Origin of the sequence: Micropruina sp., assembly GCF_047606665.1 — a bacterium.
Classification (GTDB): Bacteria; Actinomycetota; Actinomycetes; order Propionibacteriales; family Propionibacteriaceae; genus Micropruina.
Genome location: NZ_JASGEF010000021.1, coordinates 121,671 through 141,252, shown reverse-complemented (window position 1 = coordinate 141,252; position 19,582 = coordinate 121,671). Strand labels below are relative to the sequence as shown.

The 19,582-nt window shown below is 71.4% G+C and carries 16 protein-coding genes; 10 read left to right on the top strand and 6 right to left on the bottom strand.

Annotated features, from left to right (window positions below):
- The first annotated feature begins 45 nt into the window (after positions 1-45).
- A complete protein-coding gene (locus QM619_RS05295; protein WP_415105041.1) occupies positions 46-1,056 on the top strand; it encodes an ATP-binding cassette domain-containing protein in 1,011 nt (336 codons plus the stop codon).
- Entirely contained in the window at positions 1,053-1,880 is an 828-nt protein-coding gene (locus tag QM619_RS05290; protein ID WP_415105039.1) for an ABC transporter permease, read from the top strand. Before QM619_RS05295 ends, QM619_RS05290 begins: the two co-directional genes overlap by 4 nt.
- Here the strand turns inward: QM619_RS05290 and QM619_RS05285 are convergent, their stop codons facing one another.
- Together QM619_RS05285 and QM619_RS05280 are read right to left on the bottom strand one after the other, a co-directional pair.
- Positions 1,881-5,054, bottom strand: a complete 3,174-nt coding sequence (locus tag QM619_RS05285; RefSeq protein WP_415105037.1) for a BTAD domain-containing putative transcriptional regulator — start codon at positions 5,052-5,054, stop codon at positions 1,881-1,883.
- Positions 5,055-5,186: 132 nt separating this feature from the next.
- Complete coding sequence (locus tag QM619_RS05280; protein ID WP_415105035.1) at positions 5,187-6,326, bottom strand: iron-containing alcohol dehydrogenase; 1,140 nt, start codon at positions 6,324-6,326, stop codon at positions 5,187-5,189.
- 97 nt (positions 6,327-6,423) lie between these two features.
- On the opposite strand from QM619_RS05280, the gene QM619_RS05275 reads away from it, so the two are divergent.
- A complete protein-coding gene (locus QM619_RS05275) occupies positions 6,424-7,926 on the top strand; it encodes a leucyl aminopeptidase (protein ID WP_415105033.1) in 1,503 nt (500 codons plus the stop codon).
- Positions 7,927-7,930: 4 nt separating this feature from the next.
- Positions 7,931-9,520: an FAD-dependent oxidoreductase gene (locus QM619_RS05270; protein ID WP_415105031.1), complete on the top strand. Its 1,590-nt coding sequence runs from the start codon at positions 7,931-7,933 to the stop codon at positions 9,518-9,520.
- A gap of 3 nt (positions 9,521-9,523) precedes the next feature.
- Here the strand turns inward: QM619_RS05270 and QM619_RS05265 are convergent, their stop codons facing one another.
- The gene (locus QM619_RS05265; protein WP_415105029.1) at positions 9,524-9,847 is read right to left on the bottom strand and encodes a hypothetical protein; all 324 of its coding nucleotides are present in this window, start codon (positions 9,845-9,847) and stop codon (positions 9,524-9,526) included.
- A 123-nt stretch (positions 9,848-9,970) separates the two neighbouring features.
- Between QM619_RS05265 and sucB the strand changes: the two genes are divergently transcribed.
- The gene (gene sucB, locus QM619_RS05260) at positions 9,971-11,698 is read left to right on the top strand and encodes a 2-oxoglutarate dehydrogenase, E2 component, dihydrolipoamide succinyltransferase (protein WP_415105027.1); all 1,728 of its coding nucleotides are present in this window, start codon (positions 9,971-9,973) and stop codon (positions 11,696-11,698) included.
- Positions 11,699-11,786: 88 nt separating this feature from the next.
- Here sucB and QM619_RS05255 read toward each other — a convergent pair whose 3' ends face one another.
- Positions 11,787-12,575 (bottom strand): class I SAM-dependent methyltransferase, encoded by a 789-nt coding sequence (locus QM619_RS05255; RefSeq protein WP_415105025.1) that lies wholly within the window; start codon positions 12,573-12,575, stop codon positions 11,787-11,789.
- 170 nt (positions 12,576-12,745) lie between these two features.
- Between QM619_RS05255 and QM619_RS05250 the strand changes: the two genes are divergently transcribed.
- The 5 genes from QM619_RS05250 (at position 12,746) to QM619_RS05230 (ending at position 17,489) form a co-directional block, all read left to right on the top strand.
- Complete coding sequence (locus tag QM619_RS05250; RefSeq protein ID WP_415105023.1) at positions 12,746-14,086, top strand: FG-GAP repeat domain-containing protein; 1,341 nt, start codon at positions 12,746-12,748, stop codon at positions 14,084-14,086.
- A 55-nt stretch (positions 14,087-14,141) separates the two neighbouring features.
- Positions 14,142-14,885, top strand: coding sequence for a lipoyl(octanoyl) transferase LipB (gene lipB / locus QM619_RS05245; RefSeq protein ID WP_415105021.1), 744 nt, complete (start codon positions 14,142-14,144; stop codon positions 14,883-14,885).
- 46 nt (positions 14,886-14,931) lie between these two features.
- Entirely contained in the window at positions 14,932-15,609 is a 678-nt protein-coding gene (locus QM619_RS05240) for a DUF2278 family protein (protein ID WP_415105019.1), read from the top strand.
- 106 nt (positions 15,610-15,715) lie between these two features.
- Positions 15,716-16,738: a lipoyl synthase gene (gene lipA, locus QM619_RS05235; RefSeq protein WP_415105073.1), complete on the top strand. Its 1,023-nt coding sequence runs from the start codon at positions 15,716-15,718 to the stop codon at positions 16,736-16,738.
- A complete protein-coding gene (locus QM619_RS05230; protein WP_415105017.1) occupies positions 16,728-17,489 on the top strand; it encodes a DUF4191 domain-containing protein in 762 nt (253 codons plus the stop codon). Before lipA ends, QM619_RS05230 begins: the two co-directional genes overlap by 11 nt.
- A 149-nt stretch (positions 17,490-17,638) precedes the next feature.
- Here the strand turns inward: QM619_RS05230 and QM619_RS05225 are convergent, their stop codons facing one another.
- Positions 17,639-18,271: a metal-dependent transcriptional regulator gene (locus tag QM619_RS05225; RefSeq protein WP_415105015.1), complete on the bottom strand. Its 633-nt coding sequence runs from the start codon at positions 18,269-18,271 to the stop codon at positions 17,639-17,641.
- Positions 18,271-19,524 carry an Nramp family divalent metal transporter gene (locus QM619_RS05220; protein ID WP_415105013.1) on the bottom strand — a complete coding sequence of 418 codons (1,254 nt, stop codon included), beginning with the start codon at positions 19,522-19,524 and terminating at the stop codon, positions 18,271-18,273. Before QM619_RS05220 ends, QM619_RS05225 begins: the two co-directional genes overlap by 1 nt.
- Between the last annotated feature and the right edge of the window lie 58 nt (positions 19,525-19,582).

Sequence of the window (19,582 nt, the reverse complement as noted above, 5' to 3'; positions counted from 1 at the left end):
CCAGACTGGACCGGTCATCAAGCCACAAGCGAGAAAGGAACCGCTATGAACGTCAGCCACACCCGGTCCGACTGGGCGGTCGAGGCGGACGGTCTGGTCAAGGTGTTCGGCACCAACCGGGCCGTGGACGGCGTCGACCTGCGCGTGCCGACCGGCACCATCTACGGCGTGCTCGGGCCCAACGGAGCCGGCAAGACCACCACCATCGCGATGCTCGCCACCCTGTTGCGCCCGGACGCCGGCACCGGCCGGATCTTCGGCCACGACGTGCAGCGCGAACCGCAGATCGTCCGCCAACTGATCGGCGTCACCGGGCAGTACGCGTCGGTCGACGAGACCCTGTCGGCCACCGAGAACCTGGTGCTGTTCAGCCGCCTGCTCGGCCTCAGCCGGGCCGAGGCGAAGGCCAAGTCCGCCGCGCTGCTGGAGGAATTCGGCCTCACCGAAGCCGCCCGGCGTCCGCTGAAGAACTTCTCCGGCGGCATGCGTCGCCGGCTCGACCTGGCCGCCAGCCTGATCGCGCAACCGCCCTTGATTTTCCTGGACGAACCCACCACCGGCCTCGACCCGCGCACCCGGGCCCAGATGTGGGACACCATCCGGTGCCTGGTGGCGACCGGTTCGACCGTGCTGCTGACCACCCAGTACCTGGACGAGGCCGACCAACTGGCCGACCGGATCGCGGTGATCGATCGCGGCACCGTGGTGGCCGAGGGCACCGGCGACGAGCTGAAGGCGTCCGTCGGCACCTCCAGTCTGCAGTTGCGGCTGGCCGATCCGCGCGATCTGGACGACCTGCGGGTGGCCATCGAGCGGGTGCTCGGCGTCACCCCGACGGTCTCGGCCGAGGCCGGACGGGTCACCGCGCCGATGCACGACGCCGACCGGGTCACCGACCTGCTGATCACGCTGCGCGCCGGCGGCATCCATCTCGCCGAACTCAGCGTGCAGAAACCCACCCTCGACGAGGTGTTCCTGGCCCTCACCGGGCACGGCACCGACACCGAGGACGCCGACGAAGCCGGCGAGCCCGTCCTGGAAGGAGCCTCCGCATGACCACGGCAACACTCGACACCACCATCACGCCCGGCGTCGACCGGGTGCTGAAGAACCGGGTCAGCATCGGTCAGACCATCGAGAACTCGCTGACCATGGCCGCTCGCGGACTGATCAAGATGCGCCGCACCCCCGAGCAGCTGCTCGACGTGACCCTGCAACCGATCCTGTTCACGCTGATGTTCGCCTACCTGTTCGGCGGCGCGATCGCCGGCAACGTGCAGGACTATCTGCCCGCGCTGATCCCCGGCATCTTGGTGCAGACCGTGATCACCACCTCGGTGGTCACCGGCACCCAGCTGCGCGAGGACATGGACAAGGGCGTCTTCGACCGCTTCCGCTCCCTGCCGATCGCCCGGATCGCCCCGCTGTCCGGCGCCCTGCTGGCCGACACCGTCCGCTACGCCATCGCCACCACCCTCACCTTCGTGATGGGGTACGTGATGGGCTACCACCCCGCCGGCGGCGTGGCGAACGTGGCGTTGGCCGGGCTGCTGGTGATCGCCTGCTCGTGGGCGATCAGCTGGATCTTCGCCTTCTTCGGCGTGATCGCCCGGACGGCGTCCAGCGTGCAGGGCATCTCGATGCTGATCCTGTTCCCGCTGACCTTCCTGTCGAACGCCTACGTGCCGGTGGACACCCTGCCGGACTGGCTGAAGTGGTTCGCCAACGCCAACCCGATCTCGCACCTGGTCAGCGCGGTGCGCGAGCTGGCCAACAACGGCGCGATGGGCGGCGACGTGCTGCTGTCGCTGTTCGGCGCGGCCGTGATCGTGGCGATCTTCGCCCCGCTGACCGTCCGGGCCTACATGCGGAAGGCATAGTCAGAGCCGCTGCGCGATGAGTTCGTGGGCCCGGTCGGCGGCGTCCTCCAGCGACAGTTCGGACGCCGCCCGCCGGGCCTCTGCGACGGCGTCCGGACCCACGATCGCCTCGGCCGCGGCACGGTGCGGCGCCCACCGCAGCGACGGCAGATCCTGCCGGCTGTGCAGCACCTCGGCCAGCGCCAGCAGTTCCAGGCCGCGCCCCCGGAACTCCGGGCAGGTGAGCAGCCAGGCCGAGAGACCCAGCGCCTGGGCGCCCAGGATCGGCCGGTCGACGATTCCGGCGAGCCGGACGCGGTTCATCACCAGCGCCCGGAACCTTAGTCGCCGGGCGCACTCGGCCCGCTCCGAGGCGTCCAGCGAACCGTCGGCGATACCCGCCGACAGCAGCGCGGCAAGCACCATGCCATGCCACGGCGAACCGCGCTGGGCCGGGTCGCGGTAGTACTCCAGCGCCCGCCGGTAGTGCTCGATGCCCCGCCGCGGGTCGCCCTCCAGCCGGGCCAGTTCGGCGAGCCCGCATTCCGCCATCGCCGCATATTCGGCACGGGTGGCGTCCGGCGGACCGGACGACAGCAGCCGCTCCAGCAGCACCCGCGCCTCGTCCGCGCGACCGAGACCGATCAGCGCGCCGGCCCGGCTCCAGTCCAGCTGACGCAGATCGTCGTCGGCCTGCAGCTCACGCAACCCGCCCTCGGCCTGATCGGCCCAGTACAGCGCCTCGGCCGGGTCGGCGCGCTGGGTGGCCAGGCCGGCCAGCAGCATCGCGGCCATCGGGCCGCGCCACAGGTCGCCGGCCCGGCTGGCCAGCTGCCAGGCTCGGCGAGCGGCTGCGGACGCCTCGTCCGGGCGTCCGGCGTTCTCCGCCTCCTGCGAGGTGAACAGCTCACCGAGCAGCGCGGTGCTCACGTCGTCGGACGCGCGCATCCGGGTCACCACCTCCGCGGCCCGCTCCCGATCCGGCGCCGTCACCAGGAACTCGGCGATCGCCGCCAGATCGGGGGCGGTCACGGTGTGCCGGTGGACCAGCCGGCGCAGCCGCGCATAGGCCCGCGACCAGACCCCGTCCTGTTCGGCCAGGGCCGTCGCGGTGAGCAGCGCATAGCTGAGCACCGTCGCGTCCACATGCGGCTCGTCGGGCTCGTAGTGCCGGACGGCGTCCAGCACGTCACCGGCGAACGCGTACACCTCGCTGTGCCCGCCGCGGATCGTCCAGTAGTAGCTGAGCAGGGCGAACAGCGTCACCACCAGGGCGGGCCGGTGGCCGGCGATCGCCTGCCGCAGCACGGTGACCAGGTTGTCCTGCTCGACGGTGATGGCCCGGACCACGGCCAGATCGGGCAGCCGGGTGAGGTTGACGGCAGCGAAGTCGTGCGCCCAGCCGAACAGGGCCTCAAGGGCCGCGTCCTGCTGGCCGGCGGCGGCAAGTTCCGCCTGGCCGAACTCGCGAACCGTCTCGAGCATCCGGTAGCGCAGGGCGGCGGTCAGCGGCTCTTCGGCGACGGTCAGCAGCGACTGGCCGATCAGTCCGTCCAGCAGGTCGTCGGCCCAGTCGCCTCCGGTCACCGCCGCGGCGGCCTCTGCCGAGAAGCCGTCCGGGAAGACGCTGAGCAGGCGCAGCGCGTTCTGCTCGTCCACGCTGAGCAGCCGCCAGCTCCACTCGATCACCGCCTGCAGGGTGCGATGCCGTTCGGGCGCGCTGCGGTCGCCGCCGGCGAGCAGCGCGAACCGGTTCTGCAGCCGGCTCTCGATCTGTTCGACGGTCATCGACCGGACGCGGGCCGCGGCCAGCTCGATCGCCAACGGCAGTCCGTCCAGGTGGGCGCAGAGCCGCTGCACGGCCGCGACCGGCAGATTCGCCGCGGGCCTAACGGCGCGGGCCCGTTCCAGGAACAGCCGCACCGCGGGGCCGTCGGCGCTGGCCGCGAGCGGCTGCAGCGGGTACACCACCTCGGCACCGATCGCGAGCGGGCTGCGGCTGGTGGCCAGCACCCGCAACTCGGGCGCGGCGGCCAGCAGTTCGGCGATCCACGCCGCGGCGCCGTCGACCAGGTGTTCGCAGTTGTCCATCACCAGCAGGGTGGGGCGCTCGGCGAGTTGGCCGACGATCCTGCCCCGGACGTCCGGGCGGGGCAGAACATCGCCGAGCCGCTGGCCGGTGGTGCTCTCCCTGATACCCAGGGTGGACGCCAGCGCGAGCGTGACGTCCTCATCGCTGCGGACGCCGGCCAGTTCCACCACGATCACCACCGGCCGGGCCGAGCGGGTGGCCAGGGCCTGCGCCAGCCGGGTCTTGCCGAGGCCGCCGGCGCCGAGCACGGTGACCAGCCGCGCCGTCCGGAGCAGCGCCTCGACCCGGTCCAGGTCGTCGTCGCGTCCGATCAGCTCGTTCGGCGCGGCCCGGACGCCGACCCGCCGCCGCGGCTGCGGATCGGGTTCGGCGGTCCGCAGCAGCCGGGTGTTCAGCTCGACCAGTGCGGCGCCGGGCGAACTGCCCAGGTCGTCCGCCAGCCGCTCGCGGTGGGCGGCGAACGCGGCCAGTGCCTCCGGGATCCTGCCCTGGGCGGCCAGATTCTCCAGATAGGACGCCAGCACGCTCTCGTCGAACGGCCGGGCCTCGACCAGTTCCGCCAGGTCGGCGGCGGCCCGGACGATGTCCCCGGCCTCCGCGCCGCGGCGGGCCCGTTCGGCGATCAGGTCAAGCCGCAGCGCCTCCGCCCGTGCCCGCAGCTGTTCTTGGACCGGCGCGTCCCCCAGGTCGGCGCCCGGCTCGCCGCGCCACAGCCCCAGCGCCCGGTCCAGGGCGGCGACCGCAGTCGCCGGATCGGTCTGCTTCCCAGCCTCGACCAGGGCGAGCCGGGCCTGTCCGAGGTCGGTCTGTGCGGCGTCCAGCGTCAGGCTGTAGCCGGCCGCGCCGAAAGCGATCAGTCCGTCCGGCAGCGCCGTGCGCAGCCGGGAGACCAGGGTCTGGACGGCGGCCCGCGGGGCCCGCGGCGGCTCGTCCGCCCACAGCTGGTCGGTGAGTGCCTCGACGCTGTGCGGCCGTCCCGGCTCGAGCCCGAGCGCGGCGACCAGGGCCCGGATCCGGGTGCCGGGCGGGTCGACGAGGCGTCCGTCCCGGCCCGCGATCTGCACCGGGCCGAGCAGGCGAACCCTCGGCTGGTCGTCGTGCACGGGTGCGAGCTTACGGAACCCCGATCACCTGGTCTCGACAAGCTCGACCAACGGTGGTTGAGCTTGTCGACGCTTGCGGGTTGAGCTTGTCGAAAACCTCGGCTGGGTCTCGACAGGCTCGACCAACAGCGCTCAGGCGGAGCGGCGCAGGATCTCTTCCAGCTCGTCCGCCGACAACACGATCGGGTTGCCCTTCATCGAGGACGACGCGGCCGCCTGCCGACAGATCCGAGGGTACTGCTCGGGCGTGATGCCCAGTTGGCCGACGGTGGGGACGTCCAGCATCGCGACGGTCTCGGCCAGCCAGTCCAGCAGGGCGTCCACGCTGGCGGTGCCGGAGAGCAGTTCGCCCGCCGCGGCGTAGCGGCCGAGCGAGGGGTGTTCGGGAGCCCGCTCGCGCAGGGCGGCGACCGTGCCGCGGCAGCACTCGACCAGCAGCGTGGCGCAGGTGAGGCCATGGGGTGCGCCGGTGAGTCCGCCGATCACCCCGGCCAGTCCGTGCACGGCACCGAGCTTCGCGTTGGCCAGGGCAAGGCCGCCGAGCAGGGAGCACAGCGCCATGTCGGTGCGAGCGTCCAGGTCGTCCCCATGGCTGTAGGCACGGCGCAGACCGCGTCCGGCCCGGCGCAGCCCTTCGACGCAGAAGCTGTCGGTGAGCGGGTTGGCGAACGGCGACATGTACGGCTCGAGGCATTGGGTGAGTGCGTCCAGACCGGACGACGCGGTCACCGCCGGCGGGCAGCCGAGGGTGAGCTCGGGGTCCACCAGGGCGACGTCGGCCAGCATCGACGGGTGTCGCATGCTCACCTTCACGCCGTGCTCGGGCGAGGTCACCACGCCGTTCATGGTCACCTCGGAGCCGGTGCCCGCAGTGGTCGGCACGGCGACGAACGGCAGCGGCCTGGCCTGCAGCGGCTGGGCCCGTCCGATCACCTCCAGGTAGTCGAGGATGTCGCCGTCGTTGGGCACCAGCGCGGCGATCAGCTTCGCGGCGTCCAGCACCGCGCCCCCGCCCAGCCCGACCACCACGTCCGCGCCGTGTTCGCGGGCAGCCGCCACACCGGCGCGGACGTCGTCCACCGACGGTTCGCCGCCCACCGGCCAGCTGCGGGCGTCGCTCAGGCCGGTGAGCAGGGTGCGGAAACGTTCCGGGGTGGCTCCGGTGCAGACGATCGGACGGGAGCCGAGCTCGGCGACCGCCGCGGGCAGGTGGGCGGAGCGTCCGGCGCCGAATTCGATGCGGGTTGCGGTGGCGAAGGCGAAGCTGATCATCGGCCCAGGATCGCATGTCCGACGCCCCGGTCGCAGGCCGATCAGTGCGGCTAAGGTGACGGGTGATTCCCCCGCTTCGTCATGGATAGGACGACCAGTGACCGCTTTCAACCTTCCGGCCCTGACCCTGGCGACCTCGTGTCCGAGGGACGTCGACGTGGTGATCTTCGGCGTGGCCGAGAGCGCCGGCGCTCCGGTGCTGGTCGGGGTGCCCGACGAGATCGAGCAGCGCGCCGCGAAGCTGTACGGCCGCGGGTTGGCGACGGTGGCCCGCGACCTGGGTGCGGACGCCGCACCGGGCAGCGCGACCACGCTGGCCGGTGCGGACGGCGTCCGGTTGATCGCGGTCGGGCTGGGCGAGACCGATGTCACCCCCGAGCAGGTCCGCCGAGCCGCCGGCAACGGCGTCCGGACTGCGGCGGGGCTGGCCGGCGACCGGGCGCTGCGGGTGGCGATCTGCCTGGACGCCGTGGAGCCCGAGGTGGTCAAGGGGGCCGCGGAGGGCGCCCTGCTCGGCGCCTACCGCTTCGTGAAGGTCAGCGGCCAGCAGCCGAAAGAGGCCGTCGCGTCGATCACGGTGGTGAGCAGCTCGGCCAAGCCCGAGGCACGCCGCGCCGTGGAGGCCGCCAAGACGGTGGCGGCGGCGGTCTGCCTGGCCCGCGACTGGGTGAACACGCCGGCCAACGTGCTCTACCCGGAGACCTTCGCCGATGCCGCCAAGACGGCCGTCAAGGGCACCAAGATCGACGTCGAAATCCTGGACGACAAGGCCTTGGAGCGCGGCGGCTACGGCGGCATCACGGCCGTCGGCGGCGGCTCGTCGCGCGGTCCGCGGCTGGTCCGGTTCAGCTATGCGCCGCGCGGGGGGAAGTCGCACCTGGCGCTGGTCGGCAAGGGCATCACCTTCGACACCGGCGGCCTCAACCTGAAGACCTCCGACGGCATGTACACGATGAAGTGCGACATGGCCGGTGCCGCCGCGGTGCTGGCCGCCACCCGCGCCATCGCCCAGCTGGGCCTGAAGGTGCGGGTCACCGCGTACGCCGCGATGGCCGAGAACATGCCCTCGGGCACCGCCTACCGGCCCTCCGACGTCCTCACCATGTACGGCGGCACGACCGTCGAGAACGTGAACTCCGACGCCGAGGGCCGGCTGGTGATGGCCGACGCCCTGGCCCGTGCCGGGGAGGACTCCCCCGACCTGATCCTGGATGTCGCCACCCTGACCGGCGCCTGCATGGTGGCCCTCGGCGAGCGCGTCGCCGGTCTGATGGCCAGTGACGACCAGGCCGCCGACCACGTCCTGGACGCCGCCGAGTCGGCCGGCGAGGCGTTCTGGCAGCTGCCGATCCCCGACGGCACCCGCAAGAAGCTGGACTCGAAGGTGGCCGACCTGCGCTCGGGCGGCAACCGCTACGGCGGCGCCCTCACCGCGGCGGCCTTCCTGCACCACTTCGTCCCGGACGGCACTCCGTGGGCACATCTGGACATCGCCGGGCCGGCGTTCAACGACGAGGGCCCCTACGACTACGTCCCCTCGGGCGGCACCGGAATGGCGGTCCGCACCCTGGTCGCGCTCGCCCAGTCCCTGCAAAACTGACCCCGTGCGCACCGATGTGGTGATCGTCGGCGCAGGGGCCGCGGGCCTGCTGGCCGCCGTCGCCGCGCGCCGTCTGGGCCATGACGTGGTGGTGGTGGAACGCACCGCCACCGTGGGCGGGGCGACCGCCGCCTCGGACGGCCACCTGTGGATCCCCGCCAGCGACCTGATGGGCCGGGGCGGAATCCCCGCCGACACTCCCGACGAGGCGCTGGCCTACCTGAACGCCCTGGCCGCACCCGCCGACGCCACGATCGCCGGACGCCGCGCGGCCTTCGCCCGGACCGCCGCCATGGTCGCCCGCTGGCTGGTGTCGTCCCGGATCGGGCTGGAGGTGGTGAAGGGGCTGCCGGACTGCCGTCCGGAGACCGACGGCGCCAAGGCCCAGGGCCGCACGCTGCGCGCCAAGGCGCCGGCCGTCCGGCTGGACGACGAATGGGCCGCGCGGCTGCGGACGTCCGGCGGCGAGCGGAGCAGCAACGGCCGGCGGGCACGGTCGCGCCGAGGCCTGCGTCGTCGCCGCCCGGTGAGCGCCGGCGCCGCCCTGGTCAGCGAGCTGCTGCGCCGGGCGGTCGGCAGCGGTGTCGAGATCTGGCTGGAGTCGCCGATGACCGAACTGCTGGTCGCCGACGGGGCCGTCACCGGCGTCCGGGTCGAGACCGACGGCGCCAGCGTGGACCTCCACGCCGAACGCGGGGTGCTGCTGGCCTGCGGCGGCTTCGAGGCGGACGCCGACCTGCGCGAGCGCTACCTGCCCGGCCCGACGTCCGTCGACTGGTCGGTCGGCGGCGGCAACGACGGTGCCGCGCTGCGGGCCGGCCTTCAGGTGGACGCCGCTCTCGCCGAACTCGACCGCGCCTGGTGGACGCCGGTGCTGCTCGCCGACGGTGCCGCGCACCCGGTCGACAGGGCCCGTTGCGCACCGCACAGCCTGATCGTCGACGTCGCCGGCGACCGCTACCACAACGAGGCCGAGCCCGGCGTCTGGGCGGGCGCGAGGATGTTCGAGCACAACCGCGGAGAGCGGTCGGTGCCGTCGTTCCTGATCATGGACAAGCGGCATCGCAAGCAGTACGGCCTGGGGCCCTGGGCGGCGGGCTCGTCGCCGAAGGCCGCCATCGAGGCGGGCGAGGTGGTGCGGGCGACGTCCCTGGACGAACTGGCCGAGGGCCTGGGCGTCGACCGGGCCGGCCTGCTGGGCAGCGTGGTGGCCTTCAACCAACTGGTCAAACGGGGCCGCGACACCGACTTCAGCCGCGGCGAAAGCGCCTGGGACAAGTACTTCGGCGACCCGATGCTACGCCGCAACCCGTGCCTGGGCGCGGTCGACCGACAGCCGTTCTGGGGGGTGCGGATCTACCCCGGGGACGCCGGAACCGCCGGCGGTCCGGTGATCGACGACCGGTCGCGGGTGCTGCGCGCCGACGGCACCCCGGTGCCCGGACTGTGGGCCTGCGGAGGGGCGGCGGCGACCGCGTTCGGCGGCATCCAGCCCGGCGACGGCGTGGCATTGGCGGCGGCGCTGGTGGACGCCTACCGCGGCGTGGTCGATCTGTCGGGCCAGTTGGACCGGATCGACGAAGCCCTGGGCTGAGCCCTATTCGGCGACCCGGCGTCCCTTCTGGCGGGCGTTGAAATCACGCATCCGCTGCGGGTAGCCGACCACCGCGGCGTCGTACAGCGGAAGCGCGTGCCGCCCGGCGAATTGCCGGCCCCAGGCCGGGGACTCGATGGAGCGCCTGGTCCATTCGCCGTCGGCGGCAACCAGCAGCAGGCTGGGCCGGGCCATCGTGGTCTGCGGCTCGAGAAAGGCCTCGACCCCACGACGGCTGGTCACGAAATCGTCCAGATGTGCGATGGTCGCGCGGTCGATCGGCGGGGCAGACGCCCGCCGCCGTCCGAAGCTCCACCGGAATGACACGCAGCCATTGTGCACTGTGCTCTGACCGACCCACGGAATCCGGCGCCGCAACGCGTGCTCTTCGTCGTCGCAGGGGGATAGGGTGTGGACTGGTTCTGGCAGTCCGTCGAAGGAGACCAACTCATGTCAACGCCCGTTCCTTTGCCCGCCCTGGGTGAGAGTGTCACCGAGGGCACGGTTTCTCGCTGGCTCAAGCAGGTCGGCGACACCGTCGAGGTGGACGAGCCCATCGTGGAGGTCTCCACCGACAAGGTGGATACCGAAATTCCGTCACCCGCCGCCGGCGTGATCCTGGAGATCAAGGTCGCCGAGGACGAGACCGCGGCCGTCGGCTCGATCCTGGCTGTGATCGGCGATCCGAGCGAGGTCAGCGGTCCCGCACCGGCCGCACCGGCTCCGGCAGCACCCGCCGCCGAGCCGGCACCGGCTCCGGCGACCGAGGCTCCCGCCGCCCCCGCTCCGGCGGCCAGCAGCGGCCCGGCGTCCGGCACCGAGGTCAAGCTGCCGCTGCTCGGCGAATCGGTCACCGAGGGCACCATCTCGCGCTGGCTCAAGCAGGTCGGCGACACCGTCGAGGCCGATGAGCCCATCGTCGAGGTGTCCACCGACAAGGTCGACACCGAGATCCCGGCGCCCGCCGGCGGCGTCCTGCTGGAGATCCGGGTCAACGAGGACGAGACCGCGGCCGTCGGCTCGGTGATCGCCGTGATCGGGGAACCGGGCGCTGCCCCGGCCGCACCCGCGCCGGCCGCTCCCGCTGCCCCGGCGGCCGCTCCCGCTCCTGCCGTGGCTCCGGCTCCGGCCGCTCCCCCGGCTCCCGCCGCCCCTGCGGCGCCCGCACCGGCTGCTCCGGCTCCCGCCGCAGCCAAGCCGGCCGAGTCCGAAGACGTCGGCTACGTCACCCCGCTGGTCCGCAAGCTCGCCGCCCAGCACGGGTTGCAGCTGTCCGCGATCACCGGCTCCGGTGTCGGTGGCCGGATCCGCAAGCAGGACGTCCTGGCCGCCGCCGAGGCCGCCAAGAAGGCCGCGGAGGAAGCCAAGAAGGCGGCGGAAGCTCCGGCACCCGCCGCACCGGCGGCGTCCGCTCCCGCCCCGGCCGCCGCACCCGCGGCTGCCCCGGCCGGGTCCAAGCGTGGCACCACCGAGAAGATCAGCCGGATGCGCGCGGTGATCGCCAAGCGGATGGTCGAGTCGCTGCAGGTCGCCGCTCAGCTCACCGGCACCGTCGAGGTGGACTTCACCAACATCAGCCGGTTGCGCAACCAGGCCAAGGTCGAGTTCCGTCAGCGCGAGGGCGCGTCGCTGTCCTACCTGCCGTTCATCTGCAAGGCGGTCTGCGAAGCGCTGAAGCAGTACGACAAGATCAACGCGACGATGGACCTCGAAGCCGGCACGATCACCTACCACGACGCCGAGCACCTCAGCATCGCGGTGGACACCGATCGTGGCCTGCTCGTTCCGGTCATCAAGGACGCCGGCGACCTCAGCCTCGCCGGGATCGCCCGCAAGATCGGCGACCTGGCCAAGCGCGCCCGCAACAACCAGCTGGGTCCGGACGAGATGTCGGGCGGCACCTTCACCATCACCAACTACGGCTCGGCCGGCACCCTGTTCGACACGCCGATCATCAACCAGCCGCAGGCGGCGATCCTGGGCACCGGCGCGCTGGTCAAGCGTCCGATGGTGGTCCGCGATCCCAAGCTCGGCGAGGTGATCGCGGTGCGCGACATGATGTACCTGTCGATGAGCTACGACCACCGGCTGGTCGACGGCGCCGACGCCGCCCGCTTCCTCTCCACGGTCAAGCACCGTCTGGAAGCCGCCGACTTCGCCGCCGAACTCGGCCTCTGACAACAGCGCGAGGGCCCGTCACCGTGATGGTGACGGGCGCTTTGCCGTTCGGGGTCTCGCCAGGCTCGACCAACGCTCCGGCGCCTCGCTAGCCGATACGTGCGAGCAGCTCCACGTGCGGGATCAGGAACAAGCCGGTCTCCGCGCCGGACCATTCCGTCCAGCCGGCGGAGAGCCGGTGGAGTTCCGCCTCCGGGACGCGGGACGCCAGCGCGCGTCCGGCGAAATCGGAGCCGACCACCCGGTCGGCCCACATGCCCGCCCACCAGCCCCGGTCGGCCGCGGAGGTGTAGCACCAGTTGCTGCTGGTGATCCGGACGTCGGTCAGGCCGGCCGCGGACGCCCAGGTCGGGTACCAGCGTCCGGCGTCCGGTTCGCCGCCGGCCTCGCGGGCCAGCCGCAGATAGAGGGCGAGCCAGTCGTCCAATGCCTCGGACGCCGGATGCCACAGAAAGCCGCTGTAGTCGCTGTCCCGCACCGCGACGTAGCCGCCCGGACGGACCACCCGCGCCATCTCGCGCAGCGCCTGCACCGGATCGGGCAGGTGCTGCAGCACCTGATGGGCATGCGCCACATCGAAACTGTCGTCCGCGAACGGCAGCCGGTGCACGTCGGCGACCTGGAAATCGATCGTGGTCACGCCGCGCCGGGTCGCCTCCTCGCGGGTCAGGTCGAGCGCCGCCTCGGACGGCTCGATAGCCACCACGTCGGCGACCAGCCCGGCCAGATCGCAGGTGATCGTGCCCGGCCCGGAGCCGACGTCGAGCAGCCGATGACCGGGCTCAAGCACCGGCAGCAGGTACGCCGCCGAGTTCTGCGCGGTGCGGCTGCGATGCGAGCGCAGCACCGCCTCTTGGTGCCCATGCAGGTAAATCATGTTTCATGATGCGCTCCGACAACCTCTTTCATCACATCGTGAGATTCAAGTCTCGAAGTATGGGCAACACGTTTCCAGATCGGCGTCCGATGTCGAAGCAGATCATCACGCCCTCGTCCGCAATCCGAATTCAGCTGCCACATTGTCGGCGGCTCGTGCGTAGGTGGGGCATGAAACTAGTTCAGATACCCCTCGCCCTCGCCCTCGCGGCGTCCGCGCTGCTGGCCGCGCCAGCGCCTCAGGCCACCGCCCGCGAGTCGGTCTCCGCGGCCACCCCCGACTTCGACGGGGACGGCAAGGCCGACGTGGCAGTCACCACGGAGGATGACTCGGAGTCGGAATTCCTCCGGATCTGGTACGGCTCCGGACGCCTCGCCGACATCCTGCCGGCCGACTTGTCCGCCGGGCAGTACGGCATCCACAACCTGGCACTCCTGGCCAGGGATCTCAACGGCGACGGCTACACCGATCTGGTCGCCGCCACCTCCGACTCCTCCGGTGTCTATGTGCACATCGTTCCCGGCTCGGCCGCTGGACTCCAGCCGGCGAACCGGCACTCCTTCCTGGCCTTCGGCAAGGCCGACGAGCGGGTCAAGGCGCTCGCACTGGTGGAGGCGCCGACACCACGCCTCGCCGTGAGCCTCTCCAACGAAGAGGTGCGGCTCTACCCGCTCAGCAGCGCCGGGATCCCCACTGGCAACCCGATCGCGCTGGTACCCGGAAAGGCCAAGGTGCCGTCGATGGTCAAGGGCAGCTTCGGCTCGTCGATGGACGCCTGGGGCAACCAGCTCTTCGTCGGCGCCCCAGACGCGAAGGTGAACGGCAAGTCCGCGGCCGGCGCGGTGCTGGCCGTGACTCTTGATTCGGCCGGCGTCAAGTCGCTGAAGACGATCACCCAGGCGACCACATCGGTGACCGGCGCGGTCGACAAGTATGACCATTTCGGCAATGCGGTGGTGGCCCGCGACGGCTACCTGGTGGTGGGCACCCCCAGCGACAACGTCGGCACAGTGAAGCGCACCGGCTCGATCCAGGTCTTCACGCTCAGCGGCAAGGGCACCATCAAGCCGGTCAAGCGGATCGCCCAGAGCAGCGCCGGCATTCCCGGCAAAGCCGAGCGGTACGACTACTTCGGCGCCCACCTGGCCCTGGGCACGACCTGCAACGGCATCCCCACCGTCCTGGTCGGCGGCCCCGGTGAGGCGATCGCCAAAGGGCACGAGAGCGATGACGGTTCGGCCTGGCTGATCCCGTTGCGCACCGTCAAGGACTGCGTCGCCAGCCAGATCTACGAAGGCCACGGCCTGCCCGGCACGCCCTGGTTCCGCTACATCGGCGATCTGCTGGCCTTCGTCCGGGACGGCGGCGCGGCGAACGACGATCTGGTGATCGGCGGAGGCGGCTCCTTCTCCGAGGGTCCGGCGGGCCGGCTCTACCGGATCTCGGCGGCCACCGGCGTCGCGACCAAGCTCGGCTCCGACGGCTTCATCGACACCGTCGCCGGACGCTGACCGCGGTTCGTCCCGAGCAGTCTGCGAGCACGAGCCGCGGTCGTAGACTGCTCGGGTGTCCACCCGCAGCACCGCCGATCCGCGTCCGGTCGCCTTCCAGTACCTGGGACTGACCGACGATCCCCCACAGCTGAGCGAGTACGTCCCGACCTGGGAGTATCAACGCGAAGTGCACGCGGGCGTGGCGTCCGGGGAACTGCCGCCGCAGGTGCTGTTCGTCGAACATCCGCCGGTCTACACCGCCGGACGCCGCACCGAACCGCAGGAGCGGCCCTTCGACGGCACCCCGGTGGTGGACGTCGACCGCGGCGGCAAGATCACCTGGCACGGCCCCGGACAGCTGGTCGGCTATCCGATCGTCTTCCTGCCCCGCGGCGTCGGCGTCGTCGACTACGTCCGCCGGGTCGAGGAGGCGCTGATCCGGATGCTCGCCGACTACGGGCTGGCGACCGGACGGGTGGACGGCCGCACCGGCGTCTGGCTGGGCGCCGATCCGGCGTCCGGCAAGGGCGAACGCAAGATCGCCTCGATCGGCATCCGGGTGTCGCGGCAGACCACCATGCACGGCTTCGCACTCAACGTGAGCACCGACATGAACTGGTTCGACAACATCATTCCGTGCGGGATCAGCGACGCCCGGATGACCTCGATGGCCGCCGAGCTCGACGGCCCGGCACCCTCGCTGGTCGGGGTGGCGCAGGCGATGGAGCCCCACCTCACCGAACTGCTCGCCCTGCTGCCCTATCAGCGGGCCGCCGAGTTCAGCGCGCCGGTCGCTGTATCAGGGGCCGTCGGCTGATCCTCCTGTGAGGTGCCTGTGGCACTGGCAGGGAGGGGGGTGCCCGATGGCGCTCGAACACGGCTACGGAGTCCTGATCGGCACGCTGGTCGCCCACGAACGCGACCGGCCCGACAACCAGGGCCGCTGGTATCACGTGATGCTGACCATCGACAGCGCCGGAGGCCGCTACCGCGTGGCGGTGGACGTCGACAGCCACCAGTCGACAACCGGCGTCCAATGGAAGGTGGTGCCGGCCACCGCCGCCGACCTGGCCGTGGTGTCGGTACTTCCACCCGGCTGGCATCAGCTGGCGTCCGCCTCGACCAGCGGGGCGCTGGATCACCTCAGGCACCGGATCGCCCGCACCTGGCGGCTGCTGTGGACCGGTTTGAAGCACCGCCGCATCCTCGGGTGGACGCCGTGGTGGTGCTGGGTCAGCGTGGTCTACCGTCCGTGGCGCACCGGCGACCATCTGCAGGCGAGCGAGGCGCTGGAGCAGATCCTGACCATCGGCGGCCCGATCCTGGTCTGGGGCGAGCCGTTCGATACCGGGCTCGGCGTGCACAACGTCCACCAGAACCAGGGCGATCCGATCGATTCGCAGTGGGCGGCCAGCAACGGCATCTGGCAGGACGGCGCGGTCGCGGTGCGACGTCCGGACGACTCCTACGTGGCATTCCTGCCGCGATTCTCCAGCCAGGCCATGGCGACCGACGACCAGGGTCACCCGGTTCCGGAGTGAACCGGACGCCGGCGTCCGCTCTGCGCGGAGCGCTCGGTTTCGCCGGGGTCGGTGGGGATAAGATGACGCGGTGACCCTTGCAGACGATGCCGTCAGCCCGCCGCCGCTGAGTCCGCCGGCGAGCCGCCGGCTGTTGCGACTCGAGGTCAAGAACTCGCAGACCCCGATCGAACGCAAACCGCCGTGGATCAAGACCACCGCGCGGATGGGGCCGGAGTACCGCGACCTGATGCGGCTGGTGAAGGACGAGAAGCTGCACACGGTCTGCCAGGAGGCCGGCTGCCCCAACATCTTCGAATGCTGGGAAGACCGCGAGGCCACCTTCCTGATCGGCGGCGACTCCTGCACCCGGCGCTGCGACTTCTGCCAGATCGAGTCGCGCAAGCCGTCCGGCTACGACAAGGGCGAACCGTTGCGGGTCGCCGAATCGGTGCAGACCATGGGGCTGCGCTACGCGACCGTGACCGGCGTCTGCCGCGACGACCTGGAGGACGAGGGCGCCTGGCTGTACGCAGAGACCATCCGGCAGATCCACGAGCTCAACCCTGGCACCGGCGTGGAGATGCTCGCCCCCGACTTCACCGGTCATCGCGAGCTGCTGCAGCAGCTGTTCGACACCCGTCCGGAGGTGTTCGCGCACAACGTCGAGACGGTGCCGCGGATCTTCCGCCGGATCCGTCCCGGCTTCCGCTACGACCGCTCGCTGGAGGTGCTGCGCTGGTCGCGCGAGGAGGGCCTGGTCACCAAGTCGAACCTGATCCTGGGCATGGGCGAGACCCGCGAGGAGGTCACCCAGGCGCTGCACGATCTGCACGATGCCGGCACCGAGCTGATCACCATCACCCAGTACCTGCGGCCCACGCCGCGGCACCATCCGATCGACCGCTGGGTGAAGCCCGAGGAGTTCGAGGAACTGGAGCAGGAGGCCACCGAGATCGGTTTCGTCGGCGTCCTGTCCGGGCCGCTGGTCCGCTCGTCGTACCGGGCCGGGCGGCTCTACCGCACCGCCATCGAGGCCCGCCGGCGCCGCGAGCGCGACCAGGCCAAGGCAGCCAACGGCACCGCGCGAGCCAACGGCGCCTCCACCAGCACAGCCACGATCAACGGGAGCACCATCCATGGCAAGTGAGAAGGCGAAAGCCCTCGCCGCCCAGCAGAAGGCCGAACGCAAGGCCGAGAAACTGCGCAAGAAGAACTCCGACGACCCCCGCGACTGGGGCCGGACCAGGCAGATCGTCGAGGCCTATAAGCGCACCAACGAGGTCGACCCGCAGCTCAAGTGGTGGACGACCGCCGCGGTCGCCGCGCCGATCATCGCCTCGGTGCTGATCGGCATCTGGCTGCAGCCGTGGTGGATGTGGCTGATCACCGGCGTGATGCTCGCCCTGGTGCTGGTGCTGACCGTGCTGACCTGGCGGGTGAAGCAGGCCAACTTCAAGCGCTACGAAGGCCAGGCCGGCTCGGCCGAGGTCGCGTTCCAGCTGCTCAACAAGCGCAAATGGAGCTACGAGGTGGGCATCGCCGCCACCCGCCAGATGGACATCGTGCACCGGGTGGTCGGACGCCCCGGCATCATCCTGGTCGCCGAGGGCAACCCGGCCCGTGCCCGTGCGCTGCTGGCCACCGAGACCAAGAAGCACGAGCAGGTCGCCTACGGCGTCACCGTGACCACCGTCCTGGTCGGACGCGGCCAGGGCCAGGTGCCGCTGGACAACCTGCAGAAGCACATCGAGAAGCTGCCGAACGCGATGCAGGCCCACCAGATCACCGAGGTGAAGCAGCGGCTGCGGGCGCTGGATGCGATGCGTCCGAAGATCCCGGTGCCGCGCGGGCCGATGCCGACCATGAAGGGCGTCAACCGGGCGATGCGGGGCCGCTGAGAGCCACGCCGTCAACCGCTCCCGAACATGGTGGGAGGTTTGGGCACCGAGTTCAGTGCCCAACTCCGACCATGTTTGACGCCTGCCAGGTCATCGACGCCCGTAGATCGACGACTTCAGCGTGGCGTCGCTCGCTAGCTCTGGTCGGCCTATGACGGGTCCGCGTCAGGAGGTTCGCCGTCCACCCAGACCGCGGCGGCGACCTCGGCCGGGGTGGTGGCGGCGTTCACCTCGGCGCCGGGCGTGATGCCCAGGGCCTGGCAGCGGGCCAGCAGGTCGGGGTCGGCGTCGGAGACCCGGATCACCCGGCGGCGTCCGGTCGCCTCGCCCAGCCGGATCGCCCGCGGATGCCGCAGGGTTCCGTCCGCGGCCGGGATCGGGTCGCCGTGCGGATCGGCGACCGGATGGCCGAGCAGCGCGTCGATGCGTTCGATCAACGTCTCGGACGCCGCATGCTCCAGCGCCTCGGCCTCGTCGTGCACCTCGTCCCAGCGATAGCCGAGGACGCCGACCAGGAAGGCCTCGATCAGCCGGTGCCGGCGCACCATCGCGACCGCCAGCCGCTCGCCGCGCTCGGTGAGCCGCACCGGACGATACGACTCGTACGTCACCAAACCCTGCGCGGCCAGGCGTTTCACCGTGTCGGACACATTGGCCTGGGTGGTGCCGAGCCGGGCCGCGAGGCCCTTGGTGGTGATCGGCGGATCGCCCCATTCGGTGGCCGACCAGATCACCTTCAGGTAGTCCTGGGCGACCGGAGTGAGGTCGTCGACGCTGGTCATCACCCCAGGGTAAGGCCACCCGCGGTGAGGACCAGCAGCGCGATGTTGAGCGCAACGATCAGGGCCACCACCGTCCAGGCGATCGCCCGCAGCCGGCGTCCGTTGGCGAACCGGCCCATCACCGCCCGACTGCTCGTCAGCAGCACCAGCGGGATCGCCGCGAACGGGATGCCGATCGACAACAGCACCTGGCTGAGCACCAGCGACCAGGTCGGGTCCAGTCCGAAGGCCAGCACCGCCAGCGCCGGCACCAGGGTGATCGCCCGACGTGCCAGCAGCGGAATCCGCACCCGCAGCAGCCCCGACATGATGGACGCCCCGGCGTAGCAGCCGACCGAGGTGGAGGCCAGGCCCGACGCGAGCAGGCCGATGCCGAAGACGACCCCGATCGCCGGCCCGAGGGCGGCGGTGATGGCGGCGTGCGCGCCCTCAATGCTGTCGGTGCCCTCGACCCCGTTCAGGCTGGCCGCGGCCAGCAGCAGCATCGCGACGTTCACCGTGCCGGCGACCAGCAGGGACAGCCCGACGTCCCACCGGGTGGCCCGCAGCAGCCGGGGCAGTCCGGCCTCGCCCTGGACGCCGTGCCGGTCACGGGCCAGCGAGGAGTGCAGGTAGATGGCGTGCGGCATCACCGTCGCGCCCAGCATGCCGGCCGCCAGCAGCACGGTCTGGGCGCTCTCGAAGCGCGGCACGATACCCGCGACGGCGGCCGTCCAGTCGACGCCGCTGACCAGCACGCCGGCACCGAAGCCGATCGTGATCACCGCGAGCAGACCCATCACCACGAACTCGAAGGCGCGCTGCCCGTTGCGGGTCTGCACCGTCAGCAGCGCCATCGAGACCAGTCCGACGATCAGCCCGCCGAGCGGCAGCGGGGCGCCGAACAGAATGTACAGGGCCAGTGCACCGCCGATCACCTCGGCCAGGTCAGTGGCGGCCGCGACCAGTTCGGCCTGCGCCCAGTAGAGCAGCCGCGGGCCACGTCCGAGCCGTTCGCCGAGCAGTTCGGGCAGGCTTCGTCCGGTGACCAGGCCGAGCTTCGCGGACAGGTACTGGATCAGCACGGCCATCGCGTTGGCCGCGATCAGCACCCAGACCAGCAGGTAGCCGTACTGCGCGCCGGCGGTCAGATTGGCGGCGACATTGCCCGGGTCGACGTAGGCGATGGCCGCCACGAAGGCCGGTCCGAGCAACCAGCGCCGCCGCGGGCGCGCCGGCTTCGACGGCGAGGTCCGGGTCAGCGTGGTCACCAAAGTTAAGCTACCCGAACTTTTCCTCCGCCGCAGGTTTTCGGCAAGCCCATGGGGCTTC